The organism is Mycobacterium sp. WMMD1722 (assembly GCF_049315205.1).
Classification (GTDB): Bacteria; Actinomycetota; Actinomycetes; order Mycobacteriales; family Mycobacteriaceae; genus Mycobacterium.
This window is the reverse complement of record NZ_CP186056.1, coordinates 2,477,528-2,493,970: the sequence shown is the minus strand read 5'-3', so window position 1 is coordinate 2,493,970 and position 16,443 is coordinate 2,477,528. Positions and strand designations below refer to the sequence as shown.

General features: G+C 69.4%; 14 protein-coding genes. 6 read left to right on the top strand and 8 right to left on the bottom strand.

All coding sequences use genetic code 11. From position 1 onward, the window contains the following. Positions 1-2 precede the first annotated feature (2 nt). The gene (locus ACN27E_RS11825) at positions 3-554 is read left to right on the top strand and encodes a pentapeptide repeat-containing protein (protein ID WP_422749263.1); all 552 of its coding nucleotides are present in this window, start codon (positions 3-5) and stop codon (positions 552-554) included. 98 nt (positions 555-652) lie between these two features. Here ACN27E_RS11825 and ACN27E_RS11820 read toward each other — a convergent pair whose 3' ends face one another. Continuing rightward, entirely contained in the window at positions 653-3,331 is a 2,679-nt protein-coding gene (locus ACN27E_RS11820; RefSeq protein WP_422749262.1) for an Ig-like domain-containing protein, read from the bottom strand. Positions 3,332-3,603: 272 nt separating this feature from the next. Here ACN27E_RS11820 and ACN27E_RS11815 point away from each other — a divergent pair, with 272 nt between their 5' ends. Further along, on the top strand, positions 3,604-4,413 hold the full coding sequence (locus tag ACN27E_RS11815) for a transglutaminase-like domain-containing protein (protein WP_422749828.1): 810 nt from the start codon (positions 3,604-3,606) through the stop codon (positions 4,411-4,413). Here ACN27E_RS11815 and ACN27E_RS11810 read toward each other — a convergent pair. The 5 genes from ACN27E_RS11810 to ACN27E_RS11790 form a co-directional block, all read right to left on the bottom strand. Then, positions 4,400-5,632: an esterase/lipase family protein gene (locus ACN27E_RS11810; RefSeq protein WP_422749261.1), complete on the bottom strand. Its 1,233-nt coding sequence runs from the start codon at positions 5,630-5,632 to the stop codon at positions 4,400-4,402. The genes ACN27E_RS11815 and ACN27E_RS11810 overlap by 14 nt on opposite strands. Continuing rightward, the gene (locus ACN27E_RS11805; protein ID WP_422749260.1) at positions 5,619-6,257 is read right to left on the bottom strand and encodes a rhomboid-like protein; all 639 of its coding nucleotides are present in this window, start codon (positions 6,255-6,257) and stop codon (positions 5,619-5,621) included. Before ACN27E_RS11805 ends, ACN27E_RS11810 begins: the two co-directional genes overlap by 14 nt. An 18-nt stretch (positions 6,258-6,275) precedes the next feature. After that, the gene (locus ACN27E_RS11800) at positions 6,276-7,226 is read right to left on the bottom strand and encodes a helix-turn-helix domain-containing protein (RefSeq protein ID WP_422749259.1); all 951 of its coding nucleotides are present in this window, start codon (positions 7,224-7,226) and stop codon (positions 6,276-6,278) included. A 131-nt stretch (positions 7,227-7,357) separates the two neighbouring features. Next, positions 7,358-9,964, bottom strand: coding sequence for an FHA domain-containing protein (locus tag ACN27E_RS11795; RefSeq protein ID WP_422749257.1), 2,607 nt, complete (start codon positions 9,962-9,964; stop codon positions 7,358-7,360). A gap of 32 nt (positions 9,965-9,996) precedes the next feature. Then, on the bottom strand, positions 9,997-11,202 hold the full coding sequence (locus ACN27E_RS11790) for an NADH:flavin oxidoreductase (protein WP_422749255.1): 1,206 nt from the start codon (positions 11,200-11,202) through the stop codon (positions 9,997-9,999). A 41-nt stretch (positions 11,203-11,243) separates the two neighbouring features. Between ACN27E_RS11790 and ACN27E_RS11785 the strand changes: the two genes are divergently transcribed. Genes ACN27E_RS11785 through ACN27E_RS11770 form a run of 4 tightly spaced genes read left to right on the top strand, consistent with a single transcriptional unit; the run spans position 11,244 to position 14,601 of the window. Continuing rightward, entirely contained in the window at positions 11,244-12,101 is an 858-nt protein-coding gene (locus tag ACN27E_RS11785) for a bifunctional methylenetetrahydrofolate dehydrogenase/methenyltetrahydrofolate cyclohydrolase (protein WP_422749253.1), read from the top strand. Continuing rightward, positions 12,098-12,391 (top strand): DUF3017 domain-containing protein, encoded by a 294-nt coding sequence (locus tag ACN27E_RS11780; RefSeq protein WP_422749252.1) that lies wholly within the window; start codon positions 12,098-12,100, stop codon positions 12,389-12,391. The genes ACN27E_RS11785 and ACN27E_RS11780 overlap by 4 nt, the downstream gene beginning before the upstream one ends. A 52-nt stretch (positions 12,392-12,443) precedes the next feature. After that, complete coding sequence (locus ACN27E_RS11775; RefSeq protein ID WP_422749251.1) at positions 12,444-13,073, top strand: TetR family transcriptional regulator; 630 nt, start codon at positions 12,444-12,446, stop codon at positions 13,071-13,073. Then, positions 13,066-14,601 carry an FAD-dependent monooxygenase gene (locus ACN27E_RS11770; protein WP_422749250.1) on the top strand — a complete coding sequence of 512 codons (1,536 nt, stop codon included), beginning with the start codon at positions 13,066-13,068 and terminating at the stop codon, positions 14,599-14,601. Before ACN27E_RS11775 ends, ACN27E_RS11770 begins: the two co-directional genes overlap by 8 nt. On the opposite strand, the gene ACN27E_RS11765 is transcribed toward ACN27E_RS11770, so the two are convergent. After that, on the bottom strand, positions 14,582-15,313 hold the full coding sequence (locus tag ACN27E_RS11765; RefSeq protein WP_422749248.1) for a class I SAM-dependent methyltransferase: 732 nt from the start codon (positions 15,311-15,313) through the stop codon (positions 14,582-14,584). The two genes, ACN27E_RS11770 and ACN27E_RS11765, sit on opposite strands and share 20 nt — an antisense overlap. Beyond that, positions 15,310-16,425, bottom strand: a complete 1,116-nt coding sequence (gene metX, locus ACN27E_RS11760) for a homoserine O-acetyltransferase MetX (protein WP_422749826.1) — start codon at positions 16,423-16,425, stop codon at positions 15,310-15,312. The genes ACN27E_RS11765 and metX overlap by 4 nt, the downstream gene beginning before the upstream one ends. Positions 16,426-16,443: the final 18 nt, after the last annotated feature.

Sequence of the window (16,443 nt, the reverse complement as noted above, 5' to 3'; positions counted from 1 at the left end):
CGGTGACCGAGTGGAGTGAGCGCGAGTTCGTCGGACACGACTTCCGCGACGAGGATCTGAGTCGGCTGCGCACCGAGCGTGTGGTGTTCGACGGGTGCGATTTCAGCGGCGTGGACATGTCGGAGTCCGAGCACGTCGGCTCGGCGTTCCGCAATTGCCGCTTTCGACGGACCACCCTGTGGCACAGCGCCTTCCGGCACTGCAGCATGCTCGGTTCGGAGTTCACCGACTGCCGGCTGCGCCCGGTGACCGTGGTCGAGGTGGACTGGACCCTCGCGGTGCTCGCCGGGAGTGATCTTCGCGGCGTCGACCTGTCGGACTGCCGGATGCGCGAGACCAGCCTGGTCGGCACCGATTTGCGCGAGGCGGTGTTGCGGCGGGCGGACCTGCAGGGCGCGCGGGTACAGAACGCCCGTTTCGAGAAGGCGGATCTGCGGGGGGCCCGGGTGGATCCCACCCTGTGGACGACGGCCAAGCTGCACGGCGCGCGGGTCGACATCGAGCAGGCACTGTTGTTCGCGGCCGCGCACGGGCTCGACGTTCACGGCGAATGAGGTTGCGGTGGGCGCCCGCCCCTTCGGCCGGCGGGCGCGCCCTCACGGTCGCCGACGAACTACTGTCCCCGGGCTCGTCGACAGTAGGCCACGGCTTGCTACAGCGCTTCGGTCGCCGCTTCGGTCGCCGTCGGCATCGGGTCGATGGGCACAGTGACCGGGATGGTGACGACACCGCCGTGGCCGTCGTCGACCGTGACATTGAATGTGTCGAACAGGGCGGTCGAGGAGAACGACCCGGAGCCCGACGCGTAGAACGTCTGCGGCAGGCCGAGGGGCTCGTAGGCGCGGTACGTCGTGACGACCAGGGAAATCGTCTGCCCGGCAGCCAGCTCTACGTTGACCTGAGGGCAGAAGTTCGTCGATCCACATCCATACGGTTGCTCGACGATGGCACCGACCGCCGCATGTGAGTCGGAAGACGTGTCGTCATTGAGGGCGATGGCGTTGGCCGCCGGCGAAGCCGGATCGAACACTCCGTTGTACAACACCATGACGGTGTCGGCCGGGGCACTCGTCTGCCCGAAGTAATACCTTCGCGTTTCGGCGGCAGTGAAGAACGTCGCCACGTAGTTCCGCTCAACGCCACCCTCGCCGAGTTGGCTGAGGTCGACGAGCCCGTTGTTCACGCTGTCGAACGTGCCCTGGGTGACCGATCCCGATTCGGTCAGGGTGATCGTCTGGAATCCGGTGCCGCCGGTGCCGCCGCTTTCTGCGGCGGCCTGACGGGCTGCCTCGGTGGGCGTGTAGGTGAACGCGCCGGTGACTGGGTCAATCGTCACCGTGCCGTACGCGGTCGACGTCGGCGCACTGAATGTCGGTGCGTCGCCGTCGGCGTCGATCACGGTGATCGTGCCGCTCACCGCCCCGGTGCCTGGATCGGGCGTACCGAAGTCGGCGGTAGCAGTCGGCGGGGTGTTGGCGGGGCTGATGTCCACCGTCACAGGCACGACGGTGGTGCCGCCGTAGCCGTCGTCGACGGTCACGTCGAAGGTGGCCTGGCGGGCGTCGGTCGCACCGGTGGCTGCCGCGGCGTGCCGGGCCTCCGCGGTGGGGGTGAAGGTGAAAACACCGGTGGCGCTGTCGATCCGCACGGTGCCCCGCTCGGTGGTGGCGGGTGCGCTGTAGACCAGGGCGTCGTCGTCGGCGTCGGTGCCGGTGACCGCCCCGCTCACCAGCCCCGTGTCCGGATTGGTCGCTACCACCGTGAAGGAGCCGTCAGGGCGGGCATTGGCGGGAGTGATGTCCACAGTGACCGGCACCGTGGTGGTACGGCCCGCGCTGTCGGTGACCGTCACGGCGAACGTGTCCCGCCGGGCGTCGGTGGCACCGTTCGCGGCGGCGGCGTGGCGGGCCGCGTCGGTGGGGGTGTAGGTGAAGCGGCCGGTGACTTCGTCGATTTCGATTGTGCCGCGGCTGGTTTCGGCCGGTGCGTCGAAGGTCAGTGTGCCGCCACCGGGGTTGGGAACATCGATCGAACCGGTCGCCGTCCCGGTGGCCGGGTCGGTGTCATCGATGGTGAACTGCCCGGTCGGGGGGTTCGGTTCGGTGGGCGTGTCGGGGTTGGGACGGGGCGGCGCCGGAGTCGGCCGAAAGCGGGCAGGCAGAGTGACGGTGACCAGCGCCATGTCCTGCAACCCGCGGGTGACTCCACCCAACAGGCCGTTGTAGTGGACTCCGCCGACGTTGTCGAAGACCGTGACACCGAACGAATCGGTCCCGCCCACCGCGGCGAAATCCGAATCGGGCCGGTAGACGAGATTTCCGGTGGCCGGGTCGACCGACACCGTGCCGCGAGCCGGACCGCCCAGCCCGCCCGGCGCCGCCACGCCGTAACCCAGGGCGTCGCCGTTGGGGTCAGAGGCACGCAAGGCGATCGGGATCGCTCCGGTGGCGTCTTCGACGTGCAGCGTCAGTTCCTGGTCGACGACCTCGGGTCGGCGGTTGATGAAACCGCGCTGCAATTCGCGTCCAAGCAACTCCACCATCGTCCACAGCGTCGATGGCCGGAACGGACTATCGGCGTTCGGCGCCATCAGGGGTGTCAGCGTCGACGCCGTCACCGCCTTGTCGATCACCCGCGACTGCTTCGTCGCGCCAGCAGCCGCAGGAGCCGTCGTGGTCGGCTGGGTGGAACCCCGCGACGGGATCGCGGCGACGCCGACGCGCTGCGCATCGGTGACCGTCGCCGGGGCGCTGACCTGACGTCCCGCCTGGGGAGGTGAGAGCCGTGCGGGTTCGACATATCCCGATGTCGACGCCGATGGGGCGGCGACCGTCGCCCTGTCCCTGTCCCTGTCCCTGTCCCTGTCCTGGTTCCGGTCCCGGTCCTCTTCCTGGTTCCGGTCCCGGTCCCTGTACCAGCGCTCGCTTCCCCTTTGATCGTCCCGGCGGTCTGCGGCGGGCTGGCCGGACGCGGCCATACTCGCCTCGGTGCGCTCCGCGTCTTGAGCCCTGGTCCCGGCGTCGCGTCGCTCGGTGATGGCCGCTGAACGACCTGGCGCTGCTCCGGCGTCAGCACGCGAGACCGGCCCGGTGGACGGCGACGATGGGTTGCCGCTGTCGTTCGACGCGCCGGTTGAACTCGACGGCTCAGCATGGGCCAGGCCGGCACCCACTCCCGTTGCCACCGCCAGGCCCACGCCCAGCGCCGCGGCGAGCATCCCCACCCGCCCGACATATTTGGCGCAGCCAACGGTGGGGGTCACCGTCACCGGCCGCCCGGGAACGTCGATGCCTGTGAAGTCGGCGGGGTGGCGGCGCAGGGCTGCGTTCATGGTGGATCTCCAGTTACTCGCATGGGTGGGCTCGGTCCAGCGGGCGGCTGCAGCTACGCATGCTTGTCTGCGAATGTTGTTGCGTCCCGGGGTTCTTCACGACGCCGGCACTCGGACCATCAGGCCCAGCCGTCGGAAGCGTAAGCGGCCAAAGGGCTCCGACGGGGGCGAAATGGACAAAGAGGAGGTGAATAATTTCCGACCACACCTGCCGACCCTGCGCTGCGTCCGCCGCGAATCGAGAGGACACTGTGTCGATGCCCAGCGACACGATGATCCGCACCGTCGGTTGTGAACTCGACGTAGAGGTCACTGCACCCACCATTCTGGAGTTCCAGATCGCCCTCGCCCCGCAACCGGGCGCCGAGGTCCAGGAGAAGCTGACCTTCCTGCACGACGGCAGGCCCGTCACGCCGCACGAGATCATCGGCGAACACGGCACCCGCATCCACAAGTTCGACGCCGCCGAGGGGCTCGTCACGGCGTCCTACGAAGCGACGGTCACCGGATTCGCCGATCCGCCGACGGTGCGGGAGATCGATTTGTCGACCTATTTGCGGCCCAGCCGCTATGCCGAGGCCGACAAGTTCTTCGGTTTCGCCGCAACCGAATTCGGTGCGCTGGCCGACACCACCACGCTGCTGGAGAAGATCGCCTCCTGGGTGGGCACCCGGCTGAACTACGTCCCCGGATCCAGCGACCCCATCGACGGCGCCGCCGACACCCTACTCGCCGGCGCCGGCGTGTGCCGCGACTACGCGCACCTGGTGATCGCCCTGCTGCGCGCGGTCAATGTCCCGGCGCGGCTGGTGTCGGTGTACGCCCCGGGCTGCAGCCCGATGGACTTTCACGCTGTGGCCGAGGCCTATGTCGACGATCGGTGGCGCGTCGTGGACGCCACACTGTTGGCGCCGCGGCAGTCGATGCTGCGCATCGCCACCGGCCGCGATGCCGCCGACACCGCTTTCCTCGACAACCACCGCGGCTCCATCGAACTCAAGAACATGGTCGTCACGGCGATCGTCGACGGCGACGGTGAGCTACCGCGCGACTCGGTGCAGGAGCTCGTCACGTTGCAGTGACGCCGAGCCACTGACGCAGCTTCGAGTAGATCTGCGGATGGTTCAGCAGGTCGAAGTGGTGCAGGCCGGTCATCACCAGACCGTTCGCCTCCTCGAACGGGATCCGCCGCTTCTTGCCGCGGCCCGACGCGCTGGACGGCCGCACCAGCACGTCGCCGAGCACGAGGCCGACCGCCTGCGGCGCCGCCGAGGTCGCCACGAAGTGGTACGACGCGTCGGGAAGGAACGGAACCTCGCCGCAGCGATCCTTGAGGAATTCGTCGGGATCGGCCGCACTCCAGTCGTCGTCGAGCAGGGCGCCGTACCGGAGATCCTTGATGCCGTCGCTGCGCAGGTTGAGGAAGCGGGCGATCGCGCGGGTCTCGCGCAGCCGAGCCAGCGTCCAGGACGCCGCGTTGACGCCCTTCTCCAGATCCGCGCCCAGGTGTGGCGAACCCAGGCACACCACCTGCCGCACGAGACGAGCCCAGCGGCGCCGGTACTCGGTGGCGTAGTGACAGGCACTGCGGACCACCAGCCCACCCATCGAATGTCCGACCAGCGCGATGTCGGTGACCGGGACCGGCCACACCGCGGTCAGCTCGGCGAGCAACTCGTCGAGATCGTGGCCGTTCGAGGAGATGTGCAGTCCGGTGTTGTAGCGCACGTACACCGGGGTGAAGCCATGGTCGTCGCGCAATCGCGCGCCGTACGGCCGGGGATCGTCAGCGCCGGCCTCGGGGCGCGGAGCCCGGCACCAGGACGCCTCGGTCTGCATCAACCCGTGGACGAACACGACGATGCGGTTCGTGGCATCCGGGAACGCGGCCGCCACGGCGTCCGGGGTCAACGCCACGGTGCGACCGTCGGCCCGCACCGCCATCGGATGGGCCAGCGCATTACCCCGGTCGGCGAGTTCGTCGCCGTAGATCCCGTTGAGTGCCGCGATCATCTCGGCGACGGACGGGTTCTCGTCGATCGGCGCGTCGGTGTCGGCACTGACCCGCGCGGCGGCGAGCGCACCGACGGCGTCCGGGATGCGCTGACCGGCGAATCCGACCGCGCCGTAGACGGTGTGAGCGACCGCGTCGTGGATCACCTCGACGGGCCGCGACACCGGTCCGATCGAGCCGAATACCCGGCTCGCGATGCCGGTGTGCATGCCGTGGACCACGTCGTTCAGTACGGTCAACCCCTCGCCGGCGACCTCACCGAGCGCCCGGATGTCAGAACTGCGCATACCCGTGTGTACCCGGATATGGGCGGCGTTGCGCATCCGGGGCGAGCGGGCACAGTGCCAGGCCGGTGAGATAAGCGCTCAGATGTCCGACCTCGGTGAACGTCGGCCGAATGACGACGTTGGCGGTCAGCGCGGTGACCGCGGCGCCCCGGCATGCCCACCGGTAGCGCCGGGGAACGTAGGCGGAGAGCATTCCGGCCACGCCGAACAGGAAGTAGCTGACCCCCACGTCCCTGGCGTTGGCCAGCCTCGGCGGCGCCTTGTCCCGGCTGATCGACCAGCGTAGATAGCCCTGCCCGATGTAGGTCCCGGTGACGTGCGCGGCCAGCCCCACCGCCGACCACCGCCACGTGCCCAGGCGCCGTTCGGCCGGCGCCAGCACCGCGACGTAGGGCAGCACATACGGCCACCACCGGCGGCCGTCCAGCCAGAACAGGCTGGCGGTCAGGACGCGGGTCGGCTCGTTGGACAGGTGGTGCAGATTGGTCGACTGGCTGTGTAGCAGCTGGGCGCGTTGATGGCCGGCCGAACGCTGTACGCGCGTCGTGACGAGCAGGACGAGCAGCCAGCCGAACGTGGCCGGTGCCTGGGCGACGCCCCGGACGATCCTGCGTGCACGCGCCACGGATAGCGACCCTACAGATCACCCCCGCAAGGTGACGTGCGGACTCTGGGCATAGCAGGTGCGGTAGAACACGGCGAAGGATGCCGGCCGGGCGAAACCCCATCGGGCGGCGACCCGGCCGACCGTCGTCTGGGCGGGATCGGCGTCGACGAGTTCCTGATGCGCTCTGCGGAGCCGGAGCTGACGCAGATGTGCCATCGGGGTGACGCCGAGGTGGCGGCGGAACAGGTACGTCACACCGGCCGGCGTGAGATCCACCGCGCGGGCGATGTCCCAGACACCGATGTCGACGCCCGCGCTGGCCTCCATGAAGTCCAAGGCGAGCCACAACGTGTTCGGTATGAGCCGGCCCGGCTGGGCGACCGCCGGTGTGGTGGTCGTCGGGAAGGTCTCGGTGATCCGCGCGGCCAGGACCCGGGCGATGTTGGCCAGGGCCAACTCGCTCTGGGCGTCCGGATCGCGCAGGATCTGTTCGGCCTGATTGATCGTCTCGATCCAGCGTTTGGTCGCCGACACGCTGACCGGGTTGACCGACAGGAATCGCAGCGACGGTGAGGCGCCCACCGCATCGATCAGATACCGCGTCGGGATGACGACGATGTGGGTGGCGCAGTGATCGGTATGGCAGCGGTAGTGCGCACCCGGGAAATTCGACAGGAAGACGTCGCCGCGCCGGTAGGTGAAGTCGTGGGGTCCCCCGATCCCGCCGATCATGCCGGCCTGCATGGTGTTGACGATGACGACGTCGTTGTCGGCGCAGTCGAACCGCAGCTGGGTCGGTAGCCGCACTGTGCCGCACTGGAAGTTCGCCGTGCCGCGCTTGTCCACGCTGAGCCAGCGGGTCGGGTCGCGGGATTCGCCGATGCGCAGCCGGGCACCGAACTCCGCGGTCAGGCGCTCGCAGGCCTCACCGAGATCGGTGGTGGTCCAACCGGCGTGCTGGACCGAGGTTGCCGTCGTGGCACCCATACGGGTCCCCATCCGGTAGCGGCCGACGCTCGTCGCACGTCAGCGCCTCGATGGCGGCAACCTTAGCGTGGGCCGGCGCCGTGTGCACGGCTTTGCCGCCCGCTCAGATGAGCGGCGCCGACCGGCCGGGCTCAGCCGCCCTTGAGGCGGATCTTCCAGCGCACGAAACCGACGTAGCCGATGCTCAGCGCGGCGAGCATGGCCATATCGAAGATCCAGGCCCCGCTGGTGTGCTCCCAGTGCGCATCCTTCGGGGTGAGCGGGCCCGGCACCAGTTTGATCAGGTCGACCGTGGAGGCCGAGGCGGCGAAACCCCACCGGGCCGGCGTGATCCAGGACAGCTGGTCGAGGCCGATGCGATCGGTCACCGGGATCATCCCGCCGGAGAACACCAGCTGACTCATGATCGCGACCACCAGCAGCGGCATGATCTGCTCACTGGTTCGGGCGAGGGCCGACAGGGCGAGGCCGACCATCGCCGCGGTGACCGTGGTGGCGGCCATCCCGACGAACAACTCGAGCGTGGCGCTGCCCAGCAACGTCGCGCCCTGGGTGGGTGTGCCCTTACCGGCGATCGTGATGGCGGTGACGATCGTGGACTGCACCACCGCGAACACCGAATACACACACACCTTCGCCAGCAGATATGCCGTCGTGGAGAGGCCGACGGCCTGCTCGCGCAGAAATATCGGGCGTTCGCCGATCAGATCGCGGATGGTCAGCGCGGTACCCATGAAGATGGCGCCGACGTTGAGCAGCACCAGGATCTGGCCCGGCTCGTTGGGGGCGTCGCCCATCGGGTTGGGAACGCCGAACCCGACCGTTCCGGGCACCGACATCGACAGCAAACCCATGATGAACGGCAGGAGCGCCAGGAAGATGAAATAGCCGCGGTCGGAGACGATCAGCCGCATCTGGCGGCGGGCGATCGTCGAGAATTGCCGGCGCAGGCTCGTCTTGGAGGGTTCGCCGAGATTGACCGGATCCGACGTCGGTGGCTGTTCGGGGGGCGGCCCGTGCAGAGCCAGATACCGCTGGTTGGCGCCGTCGGGGTCGTTGGCCACCGAGCTGAAGATGTCGGCCCAGTTGGTGGTGCCCATCGACGGCCCGATGTCGGCGGGCGGCCCGCAGAACGCGGTTTTACCCCCGGGGGCCAGCAGCAGGACCTGGTCGCAGACGTCGAGATAGGTCAGGGAGTGCGTGACCACCAGTACGACGCGGCCGGCGTCGGCGAGCTGGCGCAGCATCGTCATGACCTGCCGGTCCAGTGCCGGGTCCAGACCCGAGGTGGGTTCGTCGAGGATCAGCAGCGACGGACCGGTGAGCAGTTCGAGGGCGACCGAGGCGCGTTTGCGCTGCCCGCCGGACAGTTTGTCGACCCGGGTGTCGAGGTGTTTGGTCATCTCGAGTTCTTCGAGCACCTGCATGACGACCTGTTCGCGGTCGGTCTTGGTGGTGTCCGGCGGCAGGCGCAGTTCGGCGGCGTACATCAGGGCCTGCCGGACGGTGAGCTGCCCGTGCACGACGTCGTCCTGCGGCACCATCCCGATCCGGGAGCGCAGCGAGGCGTATTCCGCGTGCACGTTGTGGCCCTCGAACAGCACCGAACCGTTGGTCGGGTGCGTGTAGCCGGCGACCAGTCGGGCGAAGGTGGACTTGCCCGCGCCGGAGGGGCCGATCACCGCGGTCAGCGTGCCCGGCCGCGCGGTCAGCGAGATGTTGTCCAGGAGGGTCTTGTTGTTCTCGATGGTCCAGGTGACCCCGTGCACGTCGAGGCCGCCGGTGCCCGTGGCGATCGCGTTCTCCGTGCGGCGCACCAGCGTGCCGCCGGAGAAGACCAGGTCGATGTTGCCGATGGTGACGACGTCACCCTCGTTGAGCAGCGCCGACTCCACCCGGGTGCCGTTGACGAAGGTGCCGTTGATGCTGCGGGCGTCGACCAGTTCGGTGCCGCCCGCGGTGGGCACCAGCGAGGCGTGGTGGCGCGAGGCCAGCACGTCGGGGATGACGATGTCGTTGTCGCTCGCGCGGCCGATCTTGATCGCACCGGGGGGAGCCTCCGCCGGCCGGCCCGGTCGGAGGATCTTGAGCATGCTGGTGGCCAGGTTGCCGCCGGCATCGCCCGATCGGGGGGCGGCCGTGGGCCCCATCCGGGTGACCGGTTCCAGCGCGGGCTGCTCGGACAGCGGTGGGGCCGACGCCGCCGATGCCCCGGGAACCACGGTCGCGTTGGTGGCGGTATGGCGCAGCGGCTGACCGGACGTCGGATAGCGGTTCGGGGCGCTCGGCGGGGGGCTGCCGTGCTGCGGACCGGTGGGATACCGCGGCTGCGGCCGCGAGGGCGGCGGCTGCTGGCCCCAGCCGCCGCTGGTGGCCGGACGTGCGATGGGCACGGCAGTGGTCTGCGGGGGGCTGCCTGCCGAACCCTGGTGGCGACCCACCTCGAATGTCAGCTGTGGCCCGTCGGGATTACCGATGTTGAGGTGCTGGCCGTCGCGGATGTCCACGGCGGGCACCCGCCGACCGTTGACGAACATCCCGTTGAGGCTGCCGTTGTCGATCGCCACCCATCGGCCCTGGTCGAAGCGCAGCACCAGATGCGCGCGCGAGATCAGGGGGTGGGCGATCCGCACGTCGGCCCGCAGATCGCGGCCGATGACCACGTCGTTACCGGGGGCGAATGTGCGAGCGGAACCCTCGTACCGAACGGTCAGCGCAGGTGGGACAGGTCGGCTCATCGGGGACAACTGTATAGGTAACGACCGTCAGGTCAGCCGAGCGCGGGCAGCGAGTCCGGCGCCCCGGTGACGACACAGTGGGTATGGCTGTAGATCGTCGCCATGCACTTGTTGCAGTGCGTGCACGCGGAACGGACCGATCCGGGCGTCGACTCGGCCTGGATACGCCGGAGCAGATCCGGCTCGGCGAGCAGCGCGCGGCCCATCGCGACGAAGTCGAACCCCTCGGCCATCGCCAGATCCATCGTCTCGCGGTTGGTGATCCCGCCGAGCAGGATCAACGGCATGGTGAGTTCGGCGCGGAACGCGCGCGCCTTGTCGAGCAGGAAGGCCTCGCGATACGGGTACTCGCGGAAGAACTTCGTGCCCGTCATCCTGATGCCCCAGCTCAACGGCGGCTTGAACGCCGCGGCGAAGTCCTTGACCGGCGCATCGCCGTGGAACAGGTAGAGCGGGTTGACCAGCGAGCTGCCCGCCGTCAATTCGATGGCGTCCAGCCCGCCGTCCTCTTCGAGCCACTTGGCGGTCTGCAGCGACTCCTCGAGGGGAATGCCGCCGCGAATGCCGTCGGTCATGTTGAGTTTCGCGGTCACCGCGATCTGATTGCCGACGGCATCGCGGACCGCTCGGACCAATCCGCGGGCCACCTTCGCCCGATTCTCCAGCGACCCGCCGAACTCGTCGTTGCGCTTGTTGATCAGCGGGCTCAGGAAGGAACTGGCCAGATAGTTGTGGCCCAGGTGAACTTCGACGGCGTCGAAGCCCGCATCGATGGCCAGGCGGGCGGCATTGGCGTGCGCGGCGGTGACGTCGGCGATGTCCTGACGGGTGGCCTTCTTGGCGAACCGCATCGACAGGGGATTGAAGAACCGCACCGGGGCAAGGGCTTTGGCCCGGTTGGTGCGGGCATTTGCGACCGGTCCGGCGTGACCGATCTGCGCGCTCACCGCGGCGCCCTCGGCGTGGACGGCCTCGGTGAGTCTGCGCAGGCCGGGGACCGCTTCCGGGCGCATCCAGATCTGCCAGCCGTCGGTGCGCCCGCCCGGTGCGACGGCGCAGTAGGCGACGGTCGTCATGCCGACGCCACCGGCTGCGGGCAGCCGGTGATAGTGGATGAGGTCGTCGGTGACCAGCGCGTGCGGCGTGGACGCCTCGAAGGTGGCGGCCTTGATGATGCGGTTGCGCAATGTCACCGGGCCGAGCTTGGCCGGGGTGAACACATCAGGCGTGGTGTTCATGGTCAGTCAGCCTGCCACAGCGACGTGAAACAATGACCCATGTGGGTGCAATCACGTTGGACGGTAAGGCCACGCGCGACGAGATCTTCGTCGACCTGAAACGGCGCGTCGCGGCGCTCACCGAAGCCGGTCACACTCCGGGTCTGGGCACGGTGCTGGTCGGTGACGATCCGGGGTCGCACGCCTATGTGCGGGGCAAGCATGCCGACTGCGCCAAGGTCGGCATCACGTCGATCCGTCGCGATCTGCCCGCCGACATCAGCCAGGCCGATCTCGAGGCCACCATCGACGAACTCAACGCCGACCCGTCGTGCACCGGTTACATCGTGCAACTGCCGCTGCCCAAGCACCTCGACGAGAACGCCGCCCTCGAACGCATCGACCCGGCCAAAGATGCCGACGGACTGCATCCGACGAACCTGGGCCGCCTGGTCCTCAACGAGCCCGCACCGCTGCCCTGCACACCGCGCGGCATCGTGCACCTGCTGCGGCGCTTCGAGGTCGAGATCGCCGGCGCCCATGTGGTGGTGATCGGCCGAGGCGTCACCGTCGGCCGGCCGCTGGGGCTGCTGCTGACCCGCCGCTCGGAGAACGCCACGGTGACGCTGTGCCATACCGCCACCCGGCATCTGCCGCAGTTCACGCTGGACGCCGACATCATCGTCGCCGCGGCCGGGGTGCCGCACATGGTGACCGCCGAAATGGTCAAGGCCGGTGCCGCGGTGGTCGACGTCGGCGTCAGCCGCGACGACGCCGGCAAGCTGGTCGGCGACGTCGCCCCCGACGTGTGGGAGGTGGCCGGTCACGTGTCGCCGAATCCCGGTGGTGTCGGTCCGCTCACCCGCGCGTTCCTGCTCACCAATGTCGTCGAGCGGGTTGAAGCCGACCAGCAGACGTGACGCCCCGCCAGTTCGCCCGCAAGGTGTTCATGGGGCAGTGGCCGATCCTGGTCGTGGGCATGGTGTTGGTCGCCGCCTTCGTCCTGGTCGTCGCGGGCTACTGGCGCCGCGGCGCACTGGTCATGGCGATCGGGGTGGGTTTGGCTGCGGCACTGCGGGTCTCGCTCTCCGAGGAGCGGGCGGGGCTGCTCGCCGTGCGTAGTAAGACCATCGATTTCGTCACCACCGCGACGGTGAGTGCGGTGATGCTCTACGTCGCCTGGACGATCGACCCCCTGGGCACCAGCTAGCTGCCCGCTGGGCAAAAATGCCTACCGGGCATGTTTTGTGTACCGTAGGGCGATGTCCGGATTGCGGGAGCGGAAGAAGGCCGATACCCGGCGGGCCCTCAGCGACGCCGCGTTGACCCTGGCCCTGGAGCGGGGCTTCGATGCCGTCACCCGGGAGGCGATCGCCGACCTGGCGGGCGTCTCGCTACGCACGTTCAACAACTACTTCACCGGCAAGTACGAAGCGCTTGCCTACCGGCAGACCCAGCGGATGCGGCGCAGCGTGGAGGAGTTCCGCCGCCGACCGGTCGACGAACCCCTGTGGACGGCGATCGCCGAAGCCGTCGTCGGAACGCTGGAGACCGACTTCGCCGACGTGACCGGCATCGAGGACCGGGTGCCCACCCGCGCTGAACTCCTCGAGATCCGCAAGCTGCTGATGCTGCCCCAGATTCGTGACGCGGTGTCCCGTGACCTGTTCGACGATTGGGCCGACGCGATTGCCGAGCGGACGGGTATCGGGGCCGGCGATCTCTATCCGCGCCTGGTGGTCGCGGTCGTGCGGGCCGTCGGCGACGCCACGATGGAGGCCTACGCGTCGGCCGACCCGCCGGTGGCCATCACCGACCTGATGCGGGCCGGCTTCGCCGCCGTGGCGGCCGGTCTGCCCGTCCCTGCTGTGAAGAACACCGTTCATGACTGAGGTGGTGATCGCCGGTGCCGGTCCCAACGGGCTGATGCTGGCCTGTGAGCTCGCCCTGGCCGGCATCGTCCCCGTGGTGCTGGACCCGCTGGCCGGGCCGAGTGACGAACCCAAGGCCAACGGTCTGGTCGGGCAGGTGGTCCGGCAACTGGATATGCGCGGCCTCTACCGCGAGTTCAGCGGCGATCCACATCCGCCGCGGCCGACCGACGGCTGGATCTTCTCGGGCATGGCGCTGGACTTCTCCGGCTTGGACGCCAATCCGATGCACGCCTGGATGCTGTCCCAACCGCAACTCGTCCGCCGGTTGGAGAACCGGGCACGCGGGCTGGGTGTCGACATCCGCTGGGGTCACGAACTGACCGGATTCACACCTGGTTCCGACCGGGTGACGGTGGCCGTGGCATCGCCCACGGGTCGCTATGGCCTCGACTGTGCGTGGCTGGTGGGAGCCGACGGCGGACGCAGCATGGTGCGCAAAGCGCTGGGCATCGCGTTCAACGGCAGCACGTCACCGACCGTCGCCCGCGTCGCCCATGTGCGTCTACCCGAGGGGATGCTCGCGGCCGACGGTAGCCTCGACATCCCCGGGTTCGGCCCTATCCCGTTCGGACACAACAGATTCGACACCGGTTGTATGATCTTCGCGCCGTTGGAGCACGACCGGCCCCTGCTGGGCACCCTCGAATACGGCTGGACGCCGGACAGCACACCGGAACCCATGTCGCTCGACGATCTGCGCGCGAGCCTGCGGCGCATCCTCGGCGTGGACGTCGAGGTGGCCGAACCGAGCGGTCCTGGTCCGCATGCGCTGCGCCGCATCGAAGGGCAGAACACCCGGCAGGCCGACCGGTACCGGAAAGGTCGTGTGCTGCTCGCCGGCGACGCGGCGCATGTGCACTCCGCCATGGGTGGTCCCGGGCTGAACCTCGGTCTGCAGGACGTGGTCAATCTCGGCTGGAAGCTCGCCGCGGTGGTCAACGGGTGGGCGCCCCAGGAGCTGCTCGACACCTACGAATCCGAGCGTCATCCCGTCGGTCAGCGCGTCATGATGCACTCCCAGGCGCAGATCGCACTCATGGCACCGGGTCCCGAGATCGGGGCGCTGCGAGGACTTTTCGGGGAGCTGCTGACCTCAGCGGAGGTGGGCGGGCGGATGGCGCGCCTGCTGGCGGGTGCCGACGTCCGCTACGACATGGGCCCGGCTGCCGACGACCACGCCCTGTCGGGTTTCATGGTGCCCGATATCGCGGTCGCTGACGGCCGACGGGCGGCCGATCTGCTGCACGACGCCGGGGGACTGCTGCTCGACGGGTCCGGCGGCGCGGCGGCGGTGACGGCGGCGCCCTGGATGTCGCGGATCCGGTGCGTCGAGGCTGGGATGGACGGCGGCCCCGCCGCGATGCTGATCCGCCCCGACGGCTATGTCGCCTGGGCGGCAGACGATTTCGGGTCCGCTCCGGCGGCCGGACTGACCGAGGCCTTGGGCAGGTGGTTCGGAGACCCGCTCAGGCCAGCGTGGCCTTGATGCAGACCGTCACGTAGGGCAGTGCCAGCCCCGCGGTGTTCACCAGCGCCGGATGGGTGGCCAGCAGTTCGCGGACCCGGCCGAGCGTGCGGGTGCGCACCTCTGTCGGCGAGGTGATGCAGTAGCTGCGGGAGGCGACCAGGTCGATGAGCGCCTGCGGCGTGAGGTAACTCGTCCACTCGACGTGGTGGCGCTGCACCTCGGCGAACGGCGCGGGCAGCGATACCTCGGCGGTGAACGGGTCGTTCTCGTGACCGATGATGCGGCCGAGATCCTTCACCCAGCCCGACCGTTCGTCGCGGGTGTTCCAGACCAGCCCGAGCCGGCCACCCGGCCGCAGCACCCGGGCGACCTCCTTCGCGGCTCGCTCGGGGTCGAACCAGTGCCAGGCCTGCGCCACCAGCACCGCATCGACGCTGTCGTCGGCCAGCGGAATCTCCTCGGCGGTGCCGAGCAGGGCCGGGGTGTCCGGGAGTGATCCCGAGAGCACCTCGAGCATCTCCGGGATCGGGTCCACCGCAACCACGTCGAGGCCCCGCTCCACCAGCCGGGTGGTCAGTTTGCCGGTGCCGGCGCCGAGATCGAGCACGTCACGCGCATCGGGCGGCAGCAGCCAGTCGATCGCCTCGGGCGGATAGGACGGTCGGCCCCGCTCGTAGGCCGCGGCCTGCGCGCCGAACGACAGCGAGGCCGGCGCGGAGTCCTGGGTCACCGGTCCGCCAGCGCCAGGGTGCGCCGGATCAGTTCACCGACCGCCTCGGTCTCGACCAGGAAGCCGTCGTGGCCGTAGCTCGAGTCGACGACGTCCAGCGATCTGCAGCCCGGCAGCAGATCCGCGAGTTCCTGCTGCAGCCGCAGCGGATACAGCCGGTCGGAGGTGATGCCGCCGACCACCGTCGGCACCCGACAGCCCTGCAGGGCGGCGCGTACTCCACCGCGGCCCCGTCCGACGTCGTGGCTGGACAGCGCATCGGTCAACACCACGTAGGTGCCCGCGTCGAACCGCTCGACCAGCTTGGCTCCCTGATACTCCAGATAGCTCTGCACCGCGTAGCGCCCACCGTCGGTCGGCTTCTCCTCGCCCTGGGCGTCGTTGCCGAACCGATCGTCCAGTTCCCGCTCCCCGCGGTAGGTGAGGTGGGCGAAGCGCCTGGCGATCTCCAAGCCTCTCGACGGCGCCCGCCCGCTGCCGTGATAGTCGCCGGCGCACCAGTCGGGGTCGGCTTTGATGGCGGCCACCTGGGTGCACTGGGTGCCGATCTGATCGGCGGTCGCCCTGGCCCCGACGGCAAGTACCAGTGCCGCGCGGACGGTGTCGGGATGCCCCACGATCCACTCCAGGGCCCGCGCCCCGCCCATGGAGCCGCCCACCACGGCCGCCACCTCGGAGACGCCGAGCGCCCGCAGTGCCGCCAGGTCGGCCTCGACCTGGTCGCGGATGGTCAACGCCGGGAAGCGCGATCCCCACGGCCGCCCGTCCGGCGCGGTCGATGCGGGTCCGGTCGAACCGCGGCAGCCACCGAGCACGTTGGTGGACACCGCGCACCAGCGGTCGGTGTCGATGGGGGCCCCCGGGCCGGCGACCCCGTCCCACCACCCGGGGGTGGGGTGAGCGGGTCCGGCCGGACCGGTGATGTGGGAATCGCCGGTCAACGCGTGCAGCACCATCACGACGTTGTCGCGGGCGGGGGAGAGCTCACCCCAGCGCTGCACGGCGATCGACACGTCCTCGAGAACGACACCGCTCTCGAGGGTCAGCGCGCCGATGTCGATCACGCCGACCTCACCCTCGGCGGGCAGGTCGACGGCCGGCACGGGGCGGATCTCGGAGATCGTCACGTC

Excerpts from the sequence above, each read along its gene's own strand:
- ACN27E_RS11800 (WP_422749259.1), bottom strand. The coding sequence starts at position 7,226 with ATGGGTGCCACGACGGCAACCTCGGTCCAGCACGCCGGTTGGACCACC.
- ACN27E_RS11770 (WP_422749250.1), top strand. The coding sequence starts at position 13,066 with ATGACTGAGGTGGTGATCGCCGGTGCCGGTCCCAACGGGCTGATGCTG.
- ACN27E_RS11820 (WP_422749262.1), bottom strand. The coding sequence starts at position 3,331 with ATGAACGCAGCCCTGCGCCGCCACCCCGCCGACTTCACAGGCATCGAC.
- ACN27E_RS11775 (WP_422749251.1), top strand. The coding sequence starts at position 12,444 with ATGTCCGGATTGCGGGAGCGGAAGAAGGCCGATACCCGGCGGGCCCTC.
- ACN27E_RS11790 (WP_422749255.1), bottom strand. The coding sequence starts at position 11,202 with ATGAACACCACGCCTGATGTGTTCACCCCGGCCAAGCTCGGCCCGGTG.
- ACN27E_RS11795 (WP_422749257.1), bottom strand. The coding sequence starts at position 9,964 with ATGAGCCGACCTGTCCCACCTGCGCTGACCGTTCGGTACGAGGGTTCC.
- ACN27E_RS11810 (WP_422749261.1), bottom strand. The coding sequence starts at position 5,632 with ATGCGCAGTTCTGACATCCGGGCGCTCGGTGAGGTCGCCGGCGAGGGG.
- ACN27E_RS11815 (WP_422749828.1), top strand. The coding sequence starts at position 3,604 with ATGATCCGCACCGTCGGTTGTGAACTCGACGTAGAGGTCACTGCACCC.